The following is a 14,925-nucleotide window of genomic DNA, read 5'->3' on the forward strand; positions in this document are numbered from 1 at the left end:
GGTGCCCTTTTTTTTAATAAGGGTGGCGAAGTTAACCTGTTCTTGGATATTGCCATAAGTTTACCCACGGAGCCGGGTGGCAGTGGTAATGGGTGAATTGGTAGCACGAGTTTATGATCGAACGAAAGGGCTGCGCTGGATATGGGTGTTCCTTGTGCTGGCGGTTATTGCCGCCTCGTTGTGGTCAGCTTCCCGCGCACGCTTCAGCGAGGACCTATTTGATGCCCTGCCACGCGAAAGAACGCTGGATAACTACAGGACCCTGTTGGATGCTTCGGGCAGTACCGGACGGATCGTTGTTGGTTTTTCAGGTAATGATACCGTGTCTATGGATAGCCTTTCGGCCCATGCCGATCGGTCCGTTCATTTCTTGCAGACCACGAATGGAGATCTCGTGGATAGCGTTTTCTTTCGGCCGGACCCCACTGGTTTTCAAACTGCGGTTACCGAGGTTCGGAAGAACTTGCCTTTGTACGCAGATAGCGGTGTTATAGCAACTGTGGCGCATTGGGATAGTGTAGCACTGTTGAATGCTTTCGCCGACTTGCGTAATGATCTCGCTCGGCCTGGTGCCGAAATGGATGCGGACCGGATCGTTCTGGACCCTTTTGGTCTGTCCGATCCGTTGATCGATCGCGTTATGCGTTCCGCCATACTCGGAGGAATGGCCGTGATCGATGGGCAATTATTCACAACTGATAGCGCTATGGCGGTGGTGGTAGTGATGCCTAGTGCCACAGGGATCACCCGGGGAAAGGAATTGATGCAAGCGATCAACGGCGCGATCGGTAATGGTCCTACAACCAATTTTACCGGTACTGCCTTTGGTGCAGTGCCAATGGCTGTGGCAAACGCTGACCGCATTGCGGACGACGCAACAATGACCAGCATTGTAGCCGTTCTACTGATCATTGGGTTGCTGATCTGGAGGTATCGTAGTGTACGTATTCCGCTGCTCTTCTTTGTGCCTCCCGCAGTAGGTTTTATCATTGGTCTGGGTGCAATTGCTGCGGTTCGACCTGTCATATCCGCTTTGTCATTGGGTGCTAGCGCAGCGCTGCTTGGTATCGCGTTGGATTATTGCTTTCACTTCTTTACGCATCTGAAACATACAGGTAGCATACGAGCAACATTGAAGGACGTGGCGGGTCCGATGTTACTCGGTTGTTTTACGACCGTGCTGGCCTTCGCTGCACTCTCTTTCGTAGGTAGCCGGATCTTAGCGGACCTGGGTTTCATCGCAGCATTTTTATTGATCGGTGCGGCATTGACCGTTCTGTTCGTCCTTCCACATTTTGCTCCGGTTCCGCAACACACTGCTGCGGTCAATGAAATTGTTGCTGAACCAAAGAAGGGCAGTGCGCTTTGGAACCTGCTCTTCATTGGTGCTGTTACTGCCGTGTTGCTGCCCTTTGTGAACCGAGTGAGCTACGACAATAACCCGGAGCACATAAGTTACATATCGCCGGAAATGAGTGCTGTTCGGGATAGGATCGAAGGTGACACGGCACGTGCGGTTCCTCTGTTCTGGTCGGCAACCGGTGCGAATGAAGAGGAAGCAAGGCAAGCCCTCGAAAATTCTGTTGATCACGTGCGAAGAACCATGGTCGGTTCCATTACGGAACAAGCAGCAATGCCCACGGATCTTTGGCCTTCAAACGAACGTGCGACGGTTCGAGTTGCAAATTGGAAGGCATCCTTTCATGGTGAAGGAGGAGACCGGTTCAAAAGATGGTTCGTGAATGCTGCAATTCAGAACGGGTTTACTCCTGATGCCTTCGATCCATTCCTTGATCAATTGGACGTGGATCAAGTACGAAGACCTGCCGAAGTAGTTCGTATGATCGGCGATGCCGTATTGGTCCATGGATCGGATAGCGTAACGATCGCGGGGCGAATGCTTCTTCCACCGGATGAGATCGCAGCGCTGGAACCCATGGTCGGTTCAATGAAGAATACCAGCGTGTTGCATCGTGGAATGCTCAGTGAGCGCATACAAGAGCTTGTCGGTAGTGATCTGAATGCGATCCTCTGGCGCACTTCACTGATCGTATTCATTGTGCTGTTGCTCACCTACGGTCGTATCGAACTGGCGCTGCTTACGTTCTTGCCGATGGCACTTGGGTGGTTCTGGATCCTGGGCATCTGTGGACTTTTTGGGATCCAATTCAACTTGGTGAATATTCTGGTCTGCACGTTCGTTTTCGGTTTGGGAGATGACTATTGTATTTTCACGACGGAAGGCCTGCTTGCGCGATACAAGACCGGGGTGGATCATACCCGTTCCTATCGGAATGCCGTGGTACTTTCGGTAGTTACTACGATCATCGGTACGGGTGTGCTGCTCTTCGCTGAGCATCCCGCTTTGCGTTCCATCGCGACCCTTAGTGTGATCGGAATGGTGGTCCTGCTTGTTATTTCGTTGACCGTACAACCCGTTCTTTTCCGCTTGTTCATTGGTGGTCGTGCGGCCGCCGGTAAGCAACCGTTCACGTTATTCTCATTCCTGATCTCCGGTTTTGCATTCCTGTACTTTTTGATCGGTTGCATCCTTACAGCGTTGATCTGGTTGTTGCTATTGATCTTCCCTGCCCCGAAGAGAATAAAGCAGCATTGGCTCCGGCATGTGCTACGAGCCTTCACTGGGTCGCTTGTTTATGCGATGGCGAATACGAGCAAGGATATTCAAGGATACGTACCGGCGATCAAAGATCAACCAGCGATCATCATCGCAAATCATGCTTCGTTCATCGACATTCTCGCTATGCTTATGTTCTCATCCAACGTGGTGATGATGACCAACCGTTGGGTATGGAATAGCCCATTCTTCGGCAGAGCAGTTCGCTATGCAGGTTACCTCAGGACGGAAGATGGAGTGGAGGTGAACACTGAACGCGTTCGTGAAGCGATGGCTCAAGGTCTTTCAGTAATCATTTTCCCTGAAGGAACACGTACGAAGGATGGAACGATCGGTCGGTTCCATAAAGGGGCGTTCCATATTGCGGAAGCACTGCAAGTGCCAATAGTTCCCGTAGTTCTACATGGTTTCGGAAAAGCAATGTCCAAGAATGACGCGTTGTTGAAGAATGCGTTATTGACGATCCGCACGTTGCCCGTGATCCAACCAAGCGACCCACAGTTCGGTGAAGGTGATCGTGAACGCACCAAGAAGATCAGCGCATGGTATAAAGCAAAGTACGAAGAGATCAGAAGTACCAAGGAAGGACCCGTCTGGTACCATGAACAGTTGATGCGGAACTTCATGTACAAAGGCCCTGTGCTGGAATGGCATACGCGTATTAAAGCACGCATGGATGCTGGTCTCCATGATCTTTTGCACAAGCGGATCCCCATAGATGCCCGCATCGTTGACCTTGGTAGCGGCCACGGCATGGTGAGTTTTTTATTGGGCTGGAGTGCTCCGGATCGAGTTATTCAAGGGTACGAGCGCGATGCCGACAAGGTGGCGATCGCCAACAACGCATATAGCAGAAGCCCCAACGTAACATTCTCCGTTGCTGACCTTGAAGGCTTGATACCGCCGCCTGCGGATGCATACATTCTGAAGGATGTGCTGCACTACCTTCCACCAATTGAACAGCGTGAACTCATTCTGGCATGCGCTAAGGAACTTTCACCCAAGGGTGCGATCTTTGTACGTGATGGTTTTGCAGCGAACGATGAGCGGCACGATAGAACGAAAAGAACCGAGCGTTACTCCGTTGGGCTAGGTTTCAATCAAGCCAAGGGTGAGTTGCATTTCATGACCAAGGAAGGAATTGTGGCCATTGCTAAGGAAGCTGGACTGAACGTGGAGTGGGCCACCAAGGAAATGCGAACATCGAATGAATTAGTGATCTTGACAAAGGGATGAACGATAGTGATTTTGATGTGGTGATCGTTGGGTCGGGAATGGGTGGCCTGGAGTGTGCCTTGATCTTGGCACGTGAAGGTTATTCAGTGTGCGTTCTGGAGAAGAATCATCAGCTAGGTGGTAGCCTTCAGGTGTTCAGCCGCGATAAGACGATCCTTGATACCGGAGTGCATTACATAGGCGGATTGGAACCCGGTCAGAACCTTCATACTTACCTCAATTATATGGGGATCATGGATAAGGTGAAGATCCATCAAATGGATATGGACGGGTTCGATCGGATCGAGCTGGGAAGTGATCCCAAACAATACCATTACGCTCAAGGTTATCCCAATTTCATCCGGCGCATGGTCGAGGATTTTCCGAACGAGCGGGCAGCCATCGAAACGTATTGCGCAAAGATCCAAGAGGTATGCGATCTCTTCCCATTATACCGCGTCCGCTTGGATGACAAATCGCAATGGTTGGGAGAGGAACTGAATTTGAACGCAGAACAGGTCATCGCCTCATTGACCGATAACTTGACCTTGCGAAATGTTCTCGCAGGAACCAGCGCGTTGTATGCCGGTGATCATTTTTCACCTTTCTATGTGCATGCGTTGGTGATCAATACTTACATAGAAAGTGCATGGCGTTGCATTGACGGAGGTTCGCAATTCGCGAAGTATTTGGCATCCAATGCGAGAAAAGAAGGTGCCGTGATCCACAACCGGAGTACGGTTACGCATTTTGATATCGGCAGCAACGGTGTCAAAGCCGTTCATACTGCAGAAGGCGAAGTGTACACGTGCAAATACTGTATTGCGAATGTGCATCCAAGTCTGGTGTTGGATATGGTAGGTCCTGGACATTTGAGGCCTGCCTATGCATCGCGCATACGCTCGTTGGAGGATACGATATCGTCGTTCACCCTTCATCTGATCATGAAGCCCGGCGAGTTTCCGTACATGGACTACAATATCTACTCTACTGATGTTGACAATGTTTGGTCCGCAGTGGAAAAGGCGAACGACCCATGGCCTTCGGGTTATATGTTCACCACACCGCTTTCTTCGCGCGCTGGGGGCTATGCGGATGCAGTGACCGTTATGACCTATATGCGCTATTCCGAATGGGAGAAATGGGGTGGGAGTTACAATACCATTGTCTCGCCGGACGAGCGTGGCTCCGACTACGAGGAATTCAAACAACAGAAGGAAGTTGAGTTATTGGCGTTGATCGAAAAGCGTTTTCCAGGGATCTCCAATAAGGTGAAGTCCATGCATAGCAGTACACCGCTTTCTTTCCGAGATTACATTGGCTCGCCTACTGGTTCCATGTACGGTGTGCATAAGAACAGCAACGATCCCATGCGCACTTTTTTGGCACCGCGCACCAAAGTGCCGAACCTGTTGCTTACTGGACAGAACATGAATCTGCATGGGTTGCTGGGCGTAACGGTCAGCGCCATTGCAACCTGTAGCGAGCTGGTAGGTAAGGAATACTTAGTGAACAAGGTGCTCGCAGCGAGCTAGCTCTTCACCATACGAATGGTGTGAGCTAGGGCCTTGATCAACCTATCATGCTTGGTAACATACGGATTGCTCTGGTCCCACACGTAGCCGGCCAGAACACTGACGATCCGTTCTTTGTGTGACTGCTCTACATTGTCTGCGAAGAACACTTCTTGCAGATCTCCACTATACCAATCATCGATGTAGCTCTTGAATACCGCGGCACCTTGCTTAATATGCGCTTCGTATTCCGTTTTCCAGTCGATGGTCTCACCTTTCAATTGGCGATCCAACAACTTGGCAGCGCGCAAGCCACTTTCCGTTGCAAAGCCCACACCGCTGGAAAAAACAGGATCCAAGAAACCCGCACAATTACCGGTTAGTACAAACCGCTTTCCGGTAAGGTCTGCGGCGTAGTGTGTGTATTCGTTGATCACGTGCGGCTCGAAATCGAATTCAGCACCCTTGAAGCGTTCCCTGAACTCGTTGGAAAGCTTCAGCATTTCGTGCATGGCCGTTTTGTTGCAACCGCTTTCCATCGCTTTGTTGAAATGGCTTTTGTGCCCCACGAATCCTGCGGAAGTGCTACCATTGCTGAACGGGATGCTCCAGAACCACAGGTCGCGTTCCAGTACTTCGAAACTGATGCGCATAGGTTCCTTGAAGTTGGATCGATGCTCGTCGGTTTCCTTAATGTGCGTGAACATGGCCATGCGACCGTTGCCCTCCGGTTTATCGCTAAGACCTAAGAGCCGCACGAGTACGCCACCATAGCCACTGCTATCGATCATGAATGGCGCTGTGAATTCTTTGGTGTTTCCGTCCTTGTCCTGTGCTACCAGATGCACGCCTTTCGCATGATCCAGATCTACGGAAACCGCAGCATGGCCAAAGTGGATCGGTACGCCCTTGGCCACAACAGCCTTGGCCAACGTATCATCGAAATCAGCTCGTGGTACCTGCCAGGTCCAGTCCCAGCCCGGTGTGAAACCTTCGCCGAACGCCAGGTCGAAAAGCTTGTCGCCCCGAAAGAAACTGGCTCCGTCCTTCACGGCATAGTTCTTTGCCTTAAGCGCAGGTAATAGGCCGGTTTGTTCCCAGTGCCCCATGCTCAACGGCAATAGGCTTTCACCAATAACGAAACGCGGGAATATCGCCTTCTCTACGATCGCCACCTTATGTCCTCTATCAGCTAACCAAGCGGCCGCAACCGTGCCGGAAGGACCTGCACCAATGATCAGTGCATCAACGTGTTCCATTAATTTGATACCGTATAAGGGTGATGTTCAATGTGTGGAAAGGTTCCACAAGTTGGTTCAGTAGAACCGGGCCAAAAGTACAATGCCCCGTGAAACCATTGTTGCACGGGGCATTTCATAATTCGGCTTTCGTTCTCAACACTGGACGCATAAGCGACACTTATGTAGGACCTGCTCCCTTATTGGAAGCGCTTCAGCCAGGCTTTGCTGTATTCCTTTTCAATGTTCTTCAATACACTGGTCACAGAACCTGCCCAGAAATTGCGCAATCCAAAACCGGTAGGTTTCCCTGAGATACGCTCAGAGTGAAGCACGGCCTTGGACTTCATGTTGAAGAATGTTACATAATACTCAGCCATCTCCTGTGTTTTGTTGAATGTGCTCACAATGAATACGATACCAACACCTTCACCATCCTCGGTTTTGTACTTCTTTACCATGGCAGGTACTTTTTCCTTGTCCAATGTACCAGCGCTTCGGCTCAAAAGATCGGTGCCGGTCAAACCATCATTCACGCCTTGTACGTATGAGGTATTGTTCGTGCAAGCGCCTATTCCCAAAGCCTTTGCCATATTGAATTTCTCGGCTTCCGCCTCCAACAAGTTGTTCCACTTCATGATCATTAGTCCGGGGTCGGCTTGTACCGGAGCGAACTCTACGGTAGGTACTAACGTTGCTTCAGAAAAATCCAGACCGATCCATGTTACTGCACATTTGTTATTCAGCGCATCCGCCATGGTCTGCGCGTTGACTGCCGCTCCTAGCGTAAGCATTACGGCCAGTGATAGAGTTGTTCTTTTCATTTGGTTATGGTTTTGGTTTGTGGGTATTGTCTATGAACGGTGTAGGCTTTCTATTCCGTGGATCGTTCCTTAGTTTTTCGATGGTCTTTCGATCCGCAATTTCCAATAGAGGCTTTACACGCAAGGTATCACTAAGCAGAGTTCCTACAAGTTCTAAAGACTCCTGTGGCGCTTCCAACAAAACACGTACCACATCCTGGGAATTCTCATCCAGTTCCCGCAGTATGACAAATGATCGCACACCGGCGGCATTGTTCATTGCATCAACGATCTGCTGAGGATACACAGTGGTCCCTTTAACTTTCAAACGCTGGCCTTTTCTTCCGATCACCGGCCCCAGAACGCGTTTTTCGGACCCATCTGCTGTGAGGATAATTCGATGCGAGCAAATATCCCCCGTTCGGAATCGCAATAATGGCATGGCTTCAACACCTAATGGCGTAGCTATTACCTCGCCAATTCCACCATCCGCAACCGGTTGGTCATTTTCGTCCAACACTTCGATGATGATCAGATCGTTCGGAACCACGTGACCTCCGAAAGGCTTTGTCTCTGTGCAGGCCGTGGCCATTTCCGTACTCGCATAGGTGCCGAAAAGCGCAATGTCGCTTAAGGCCATAATGCGCTTTGCCAGTACGTTCGGCCCTCCATTTGGATCGGTTATCGGTTCACCGATACAGATGGCGCGTTTGATCGTTGTCTTCCGAATGTCCTGAACGTGTAATGCACGTTCTTCCAGCATGCGCAATAAAAAACTCGGTACCGTGATCAAGGCCGTTGTGCCGCAGCGTTCTGCGGTTTCCCATTGGCCTGCAGTATTGCCTGGGCCACTGCGTATGATACCTGCACCGATCCGACGTAGACCAAGCCAGTATGCCAATCCAGCCATAAAGCGCTTGTCCATTGTAGTGGTGATCTGTACCACATCATTGCTGGTTATTCCCGCGGAGGATAAAGATCCTGCTTCGCTTTTGGCCAACCGATCAAGGTCTTTTTCGGATAGTTGGAACGGTACAGGAAGACCGGTGGAACCCGAAGTGAACACATGGTCAACTATTTTGTTCATCGGTACGCACAGGAAACGTTCATTGTGCAAAGCCAGATCCTCTTTGGTAGTGAACGGGAGATCCTGAATATCTTTCCAGATGCGCAGGTCCTGCGGCGAAACACCCGCGTCATGTAGTACCTTTTTGTACCACGGTGAGCGTTGGAACAGATCAGCAACGTGCGCTTGCATACTCGCTAATTCTTGGTCCTGTAATGCGGATACTGTTCTAACGGGTGTCATTTTTCTGTCGAACAAAGTTCCAATTTTCTTTTGATCTTCATTTCTTCCTGCAAGGATGAGATCGGTAACGTTAATGTCTTTCGGTACAGATCCGCCGCTGATCCATGGTTTCCTTCGGCTTTGCGAAGATCACCTAGGGCCGCATACGTGAGCCAACTATTCGGGTTGTCGGCAATGAAGTCTGTTTCTTCCCTGGCATCTAGTGTGAACGAATTTCCGGTAAGTATCCGTTCCGTAATTGCCATACGAACGCGTTGCCAACGTTCGTGTGCAGCAAACTCATCCGTTAGGATGAACGGGTCTGCTGCAATAGTATATGCTGTGTCCTTAAGTGCTCCACGCACTATTCCATTTTCGCAACGCGCGAATACATCACGAAGATCGTAACACACAAAAGCACCTTCTTGATACGGAGCATTCGAAACCCATATTCTGCGTTGTTCCGGTTGCATTACAACTGCATGATGCGCCAGCAACTGATTGATCGTACTCGGATCCCCAAGACCAACATCGGAACCATCCTGGCCTTTCCGATCACGAAGAATACTTACCGCATTGGTAGGGTCAAGGCCCGGTGTGCTATCCACCAATTGCATCATCCGCTTGAAACGCGCCATGGAGTCGCTTTCCCGCTTATTCGCTTCATTCACCTCTGTGGAGGCAAAACGATTGCTTTGATAGTGATTGCTGCACACCACAAGCCCGTTATCCGGGTCGAACACATCCATGCCATCGGGTGCCTTTTCAATGATCACGGCTCTACCGTCAGAAGCGGATCCGATAAGGATGCTTTCCGAAACAAAAACCTCATGCTGCCGTGCAATTGCGATCGCTTCTTCCATGTTCTTTGCATGTTCAACAATATCGCGTGCCAAGAGCGAGATCGGCAACCGAGCACCCATAGGAATGCTGGATCGCGAAGCATTAATGGTAATGGTAAGACCTTCTAGATTCATAGCTGAGGTGGCGCCCATGAATCCACCCCAGGAAACAAGCACATGCGGAATGCCGCCATCAGGGTTGATGAATGTGATCAATTTGTCCCGCGCAAATTCCTCACCCATCCAGAAATCGAAGTTGCGTGCGATCAGTAGTTCATTGTCAGCTGTTCGGTCACCCCACGCTGCGAATGACGTGCAGCCAACTACGGCCAAGTCCTGCAGAGCATGGCCAATATCATGAGCTGCATGGTAGTTCAAGGCGCGGATGAATTTCGGGCCTACCGCATCGAATTCATCACTGAATGCTCGGCTCACACCGTAGATCTCCCGCAAGTATTCCCGTGGTATGTACTCATCGATATCGCGATCGAACCACGCCGAGAAATACTTCAGATAAGTGAGCTTCCCTTTTCCAGGGATCATGGCTTGGATCCGATCGATGAAGACTTCTTCCTGGTGAACGATCAACTCCTTAGCTAGGGATCCATAGGCTAAGCCGCGTTCCAAGTCGGCACCTTCAATATACACTTCGTACAACCCTGCCGTATCCCTGCCCAGCCAATTGTTGCCTACGTGATATCTGCCATCGGCTGTTGTTGTTCGTTCGGGAAGGTTAGCTTCTTCGCCATCCGCTAACGGTGCAGGTATGTATACATCAATAGCGAACCCAATAGCGCCAAGTAGGATCAGCGAAATAAGGATAATTACAATTCTGCCTAGTCGTCGCCAAGCGCGGCCCTTGCGTGGTGTATCGGATATCATTGTTAGAAACCGATGCCAATTCCACCGCCAAAGATCGGACCGCGACCGTAATAAAGGCTGTTGGGATCCTGTAGCACTTCGAAAAGGGCTTGAATGAATATCGAAGAACGACCACCCAACGATTGTACATAGCCACCTCCGATCAACAGATGAGGCACCCAAAGTCGTGTGCCCGGTTCATAGGGTTCGTTGTAGATCTCGCGGTTCATGTGCAGGAATTCAGCGTGGGTGTATAGCTGAGGTATGATCCTGTAGCGAACGAAAGGGCGATATCCATAGGCTGTGAATGGACTCGGTGATCCTGCATAGTTGCTATACCAATAACTTATGCCAACACCCGTGGTGAATTTGCCTTTTAGATCCACCTTGTAACCGACCATAGGGTCGAGCTGGATGGACGTTGCTGTTCCAAAGCTGAGACCAATACCGCCACCGAACCAGATCCGTTCCTTCAAAGGCCTGGTGTCTCTTCGCTCCTTTTGTGGTGGCGTGGACGGAGTGTCGGTGTCCTGCCCATAGATGACCTGTGCTGAACAGAATGCGATCAGTAGGATGAACGATAGGCGTTTCATGGTGACAAAGATACAGGGGCTGAAAGGGAGTGGATCCGGCTGAAGCGTCTTCATCCGATCGATGTCCTAGGTGCGCACGCGGATCTTTAAGCTTGCTTTTCCAAAGTTTTTCTCGAAATGCACTGCTAATAGAACGCCGCGAGCCAACATCCATACCAGGAATGCACTCCAGATCGCATACAACTTCCCATCCAACGCATTGCCGCCCACAGCTACAGGGATGAAGAAGAATAGGGTAGAGGCGATCAGTACATTGCGTAGGATCTTTCCATCGCCTAAGCCTTTGTACACTCCGTCGAAAGCGAATGCGATCGCATTGATCGGTTGCGTGATCACGATCATCCAGAAGATCGCATGGAACAGATCCAGCACTGCACCATCTTTCGTGAACAGACCACCGATCACATTGTAGCCGGCCAGGTAGATCACCGATAGGATCACTCCTATGGTTACGGACATGCGCACGACCTGCCATGAAACGCGATAGAGATCGCGCCAATTCTTTTCACCATTCAAGCGACCCACCAGAACACTGCCGGCTGCTGCATAACCATCTATGAAAAAAGCGCTGAACAACCAGATCTGCATCGCAATACTATGCGCTCCGATGTAGGCTTCACCATACCCTGTTGCATACCTGTTGCCGAGGTAATAGCATACGTTCAATGCTGTAGTACGCGCAAAAAGATTGCCGCTCAATTTCCATAAGTTCAATAATTCGGGATGGTGAATGCCCTTGGGGAAGAGCGAGAACGGTGTTCGGGTATGTAGAATGTAAACGGCCATGACGAACATGACCCCTTGCGCGATCAAACTGGACCATGCACTGCCCACCATGCCCATGCCTTCGACCGGACCCCAACCGAAGATCATGATCGGATTCAAAAGACCATTGACCAACGCACCCGCAATGCTGATCCACATGTTCCATTTAAGGTTCTGGATACCCCGGAATGCACCGGTAATGGCGAATGTGGCCAATACGATCGGATGGCCATAACTGCGAACGTGATAGTATTCAACGGCTTTGCTCAAGACATCACCTTGCGCATTGTACATGCGAAAAATGGGTTCCGCAAAGGCATTCGTTAATGCGAAGAACAGAAAGCCAAGCAAGAAATTCATCCACACGGCTATAGGAACAAGACCCGCTACCTCATCTAACTTGTCCTCCCCATAATAGCGTGCAACAACAGCTAGGACCGCGCTCCGTGTTTGGGCCAATGTCCATACCACCAAGAGAAAGAAACTACTGGCAATTCCAACAGCGGCCAGATCCGCAGTGCCCAAACGACCAACGAATGCTGTATCCACCAAGCTGATCACCGGCTCCGCGATACCAGCTATGATAGCCGGAAAGGCTAAGCGATCTATATCTCTCCGTGTTATTCGCGCCATTGTTCAGCTTGATCGATAACACGAATGACCCCGACCGGAATGAGGCAGGTTATGAATATTACGTGATGAAGTAATAATGGCGCAAAAGTGCGTAGAAATCCTAGTCCGTTAAATTTGCGGACCGCTTTGTGCTCCGGATAGGGTCACGAGTTGGCAGTATGAAAAAGATATTAGTTATCCATTACTCACAGACCGGGCAGCTGACCGAAGTGCTAAAGGCGCTGACACAACCGCTTACGCTTGCTGGCGTGCAAGTGGATCATTTGCCGATAACGCCCGTTACGCCTTACCCATTCCCGTGGTCGCGGATGGGCTTCTTCGGCGTGTTCCCGGAATCCGTGAATGGTGACCCGGTTCCATTGCTACCGGCTGCTGCGCCAAGTAGCAACTATGATCTGATCATTTTCGGGTATACAATATGGTACCTGAACCCTTCAATACCGGCCAACTCCTTTTTAAGACAAGCGGATCCTGCATTGTTCCGGAACACACCGGTCCTCACAGTTATTGGTGCACGTAATATGTGGGTGCATGCCCAGGAAAAAGTGAGGAAAATGCTGAAGGGTCTTGGTGGTATACCCGTTGGTAATATCGTAGCGGAGGATCGAGCATCCAATATGGTAAGCCTTGTTACCATTATCCGTTGGATGTTCTGGGGCAAGAAGGAGGCGTTCTTTCTTTTTCCACCTGCGGGAATTCGAGAAGCCGATATTGCTTCGAATGCGCGTTTTGCTCCGGAGATCCTCGCTCGACTGGAATCCCGGAACTGGGATGGTTTCAACAAGAAGATATTGCAGCTTGGCTCGGCACAGATCAAACCTGCCTTGCTGATCCTGGAGAAGAGAGCGTTGGTCCTGTTCGGTAAATACCGTTCGTTCATGCTTGCCAAAGTGGCTACGGATCCAACGAGTCGTGATAAAAGGGTGCGGATCTTCTCCGTTGCCTTGCCGATCGGGGCCTTCATACTTTCACCCATCACCGCACTCACCACTTTTCTGGTTTCAATATTCAGACGCAAAGCGATCCAACGTGAAGTGGATGAACTGCTTTCGTACTGAACGAAATGGCTTCTGAGGTGTTCAGGTAAGAATGATGCAGTATTTTTGCATCCCTGCGGTTCCTTGTGAGGTGTAGGTATTTCTTAGTAAACTGTTCACGATCAGTAGTATGCAAGACGTTTTCGTTACACGCGTATCGGGCTTTCTTCCCAATTCCCCCATTTCAAATGATGAGATGGAGGAGTATTTGGGCTACATCAATGGTGTGCCCTCCCGAGCGCGTAAATTGGTGCTGCGTAACAACGGTATCAAGCAACGGTACTATGCCATGGAAAAAGGTGGCAAGCTTACGCACACGAATGCTCAGATCGCTTTTGAAGCAGTGAAAGGACTGGCCGGTAATGGCATAGAACTTAAGGACTTCGAGGTCTTGGCTGCTGGAACTTCTTCGCCCGACCAATTCATGCCTTCACATGCGTCGCAGGTGCATGGCTACATGCCGCATCCGATGGAGATCATCTCGCCTAGTGGTGCCTGCTGCGCTGGTATGGGTGCATTGAAATATGCGCACATGAGCGTGGCATCCGGCAATTCACGCAATGCTGTTGCTGTTGGTTCCGAACTGCTTTCACCCATGATGCTCTCCCGCAATTTTGAGAGCGAAGCGGAACGGATCGGGCAGTTGGAGGCCAACCCCATGATCGCATTTGAAAAGGAGTTCCTTCGTTGGATGCTCAGCGATGGTTCCGGAGCGATGTTACTGGAGAACAAACCCCGTGGCGAATGCGATCTGCAAGTGGAATGGGTCGTTTCCAAATCGTTCGCACATGAGTTGGAGACCTGCATGTATTTCGGCGGAGAAAAGGATGCTGAAGGTGACTTCCGTGGATGGAAAACATACTCCGCTGAGGAATTAGCGCCGAATGCGATCATGAGCATGAAGCAGGATACCCGCCTACTTGGTAAGCACATGTGCCAATTCGCTGTGAAATGGCTCGCCGAGGTGTTGGAAGAAAAGAAGGTGGACATCGATACGGTGGACCACTTCATGCCGCACCTATCGTCCATGTTCTTCCGCGATAAGATCCAGGAGGAATTGGTTGCGCGGAATATCCACGTCCCTTATGACCGGTGGTACCTGAACTTACCGGACGTTGGCAACGTTGCTTCCGCATCGATCTACCTGATGCTCCGCGACCTGATCGCCACAGGCAAGGTTAAAAAAGGACAACGCCTGCTGCTCATGGTGCCCGAAAGTGCGCGCTTCAGCCTGGGCTTCGCCTTGATGAAGGTGGTTTGATCGGAACGCTGATGACGCTGATAAGTATGATCTCTATGATCTGAATTTTCAGGCACTAAATGGCGTCAATTTCAAGTTGGACCACTTCTGATTTTCTACCATTTGTATCTTGTGAAAGAAGTCCTTCAAGACAAATGAATTGCTGACCTGAGAACCCGGTCTTGATCAGCTCATCGAACAAGCACGAATAAGGAATGTCTATCTAGGTTAAGACCCGGAAAGCATGTCGTAATGCCG

General features: G+C 50.3%; 10 protein-coding genes. 4 read left to right on the forward strand and 6 right to left on the reverse strand.

Translation table 11 applies throughout. The annotated features are described in order from the left end of the window. The first annotated feature begins 76 nt into the window (after positions 1 to 76). Both IPF95_08750 and IPF95_08755 read left to right on the forward strand, forming a co-directional pair. On the forward strand, positions 77 to 3,874 hold the full coding sequence (locus IPF95_08750) for a 1-acyl-sn-glycerol-3-phosphate acyltransferase (protein ID MBK6474788.1): 3,798 nt from the start codon (positions 77 to 79) through the stop codon (positions 3,872 to 3,874). Continuing rightward, positions 3,871 to 5,388 (forward strand): NAD(P)/FAD-dependent oxidoreductase, encoded by a 1,518-nt coding sequence (locus IPF95_08755; GenBank protein ID MBK6474789.1) that lies wholly within the window; start codon positions 3,871 to 3,873, stop codon positions 5,386 to 5,388. Before IPF95_08750 ends, IPF95_08755 begins: the two co-directional genes overlap by 4 nt. On the opposite strand, the gene IPF95_08760 is transcribed toward IPF95_08755, so the two are convergent. From IPF95_08760 to IPF95_08785, 6 genes are all read right to left on the reverse strand, one after another. Next, positions 5,385 to 6,626 carry a tryptophan 7-halogenase gene (locus tag IPF95_08760; GenBank protein MBK6474790.1) on the reverse strand — a complete coding sequence of 414 codons (1,242 nt, stop codon included), beginning with the start codon at positions 6,624 to 6,626 and terminating at the stop codon, positions 5,385 to 5,387. The genes IPF95_08755 and IPF95_08760 overlap by 4 nt on opposite strands. 179 nt (positions 6,627 to 6,805) lie before the next feature. Further along, positions 6,806 to 7,429: a hypothetical protein gene (locus IPF95_08765; GenBank protein MBK6474791.1), complete on the reverse strand. Its 624-nt coding sequence runs from the start codon at positions 7,427 to 7,429 to the stop codon at positions 6,806 to 6,808. A gap of 4 nt (positions 7,430 to 7,433) precedes the next feature. Beyond that, the gene (locus tag IPF95_08770; GenBank protein ID MBK6474792.1) at positions 7,434 to 8,717 is read right to left on the reverse strand and encodes an AMP-binding protein; all 1,284 of its coding nucleotides are present in this window, start codon (positions 8,715 to 8,717) and stop codon (positions 7,434 to 7,436) included. Beyond that, positions 8,714 to 10,420: a peptidase C45 gene (locus IPF95_08775; GenBank protein MBK6474793.1), complete on the reverse strand. Its 1,707-nt coding sequence runs from the start codon at positions 10,418 to 10,420 to the stop codon at positions 8,714 to 8,716. Before IPF95_08775 ends, IPF95_08770 begins: the two co-directional genes overlap by 4 nt. A gap of 2 nt (positions 10,421 to 10,422) precedes the next feature. Then, a complete protein-coding gene (locus IPF95_08780; GenBank protein MBK6474794.1) occupies positions 10,423 to 10,992 on the reverse strand; it encodes a hypothetical protein in 570 nt (189 codons plus the stop codon). A gap of 66 nt (positions 10,993 to 11,058) precedes the next feature. After that, entirely contained in the window at positions 11,059 to 12,390 is a 1,332-nt protein-coding gene (locus IPF95_08785; GenBank protein ID MBK6474795.1) for an MATE family efflux transporter, read from the reverse strand. 158 nt (positions 12,391 to 12,548) lie between these two features. Between IPF95_08785 and IPF95_08790 the strand changes: the two genes are divergently transcribed. Next, positions 12,549 to 13,448, forward strand: a complete 900-nt coding sequence (locus IPF95_08790; GenBank protein ID MBK6474796.1) for a dialkylresorcinol condensing enzyme DarA — start codon at positions 12,549 to 12,551, stop codon at positions 13,446 to 13,448. Between the two features lie 109 nt (positions 13,449 to 13,557). Next, positions 13,558 to 14,688, forward strand: a complete 1,131-nt coding sequence (locus IPF95_08795; protein ID MBK6474797.1) for a beta-ketoacyl-ACP synthase III — start codon at positions 13,558 to 13,560, stop codon at positions 14,686 to 14,688. Positions 14,689 to 14,925: the final 237 nt, after the last annotated feature.

This window comes from Flavobacteriales bacterium, from assembly GCA_016704485.1.
Classification (GTDB): Bacteria; Bacteroidota; Bacteroidia; order Flavobacteriales_F; family PHOS-HE28; genus PHOS-HE28.

Excerpts from the sequence above, each read along its gene's own strand:
- IPF95_08760 (MBK6474790.1), bottom strand. The coding sequence starts at position 6,626 with ATGGAACACGTTGATGCACTGATCATTGGTGCAGGTCCTTCCGGCACG.
- IPF95_08775 (MBK6474793.1), bottom strand. The coding sequence starts at position 10,420 with ATGATATCCGATACACCACGCAAGGGCCGCGCTTGGCGACGACTAGGC.
- IPF95_08785 (MBK6474795.1), bottom strand. The coding sequence starts at position 12,390 with ATGGCGCGAATAACACGGAGAGATATAGATCGCTTAGCCTTTCCGGCT.
- IPF95_08770 (MBK6474792.1), bottom strand. The coding sequence starts at position 8,717 with ATGACACCCGTTAGAACAGTATCCGCATTACAGGACCAAGAATTAGCG.
- IPF95_08765 (MBK6474791.1), bottom strand. The coding sequence starts at position 7,429 with ATGAAAAGAACAACTCTATCACTGGCCGTAATGCTTACGCTAGGAGCG.
- IPF95_08780 (MBK6474794.1), bottom strand. The coding sequence starts at position 10,992 with ATGAAACGCCTATCGTTCATCCTACTGATCGCATTCTGTTCAGCACAG.
- IPF95_08790 (MBK6474796.1), top strand. The coding sequence starts at position 12,549 with ATGAAAAAGATATTAGTTATCCATTACTCACAGACCGGGCAGCTGACC.
- IPF95_08755 (MBK6474789.1), top strand. The coding sequence starts at position 3,871 with ATGAACGATAGTGATTTTGATGTGGTGATCGTTGGGTCGGGAATGGGT.
- IPF95_08795 (MBK6474797.1), top strand. The coding sequence starts at position 13,558 with ATGCAAGACGTTTTCGTTACACGCGTATCGGGCTTTCTTCCCAATTCC.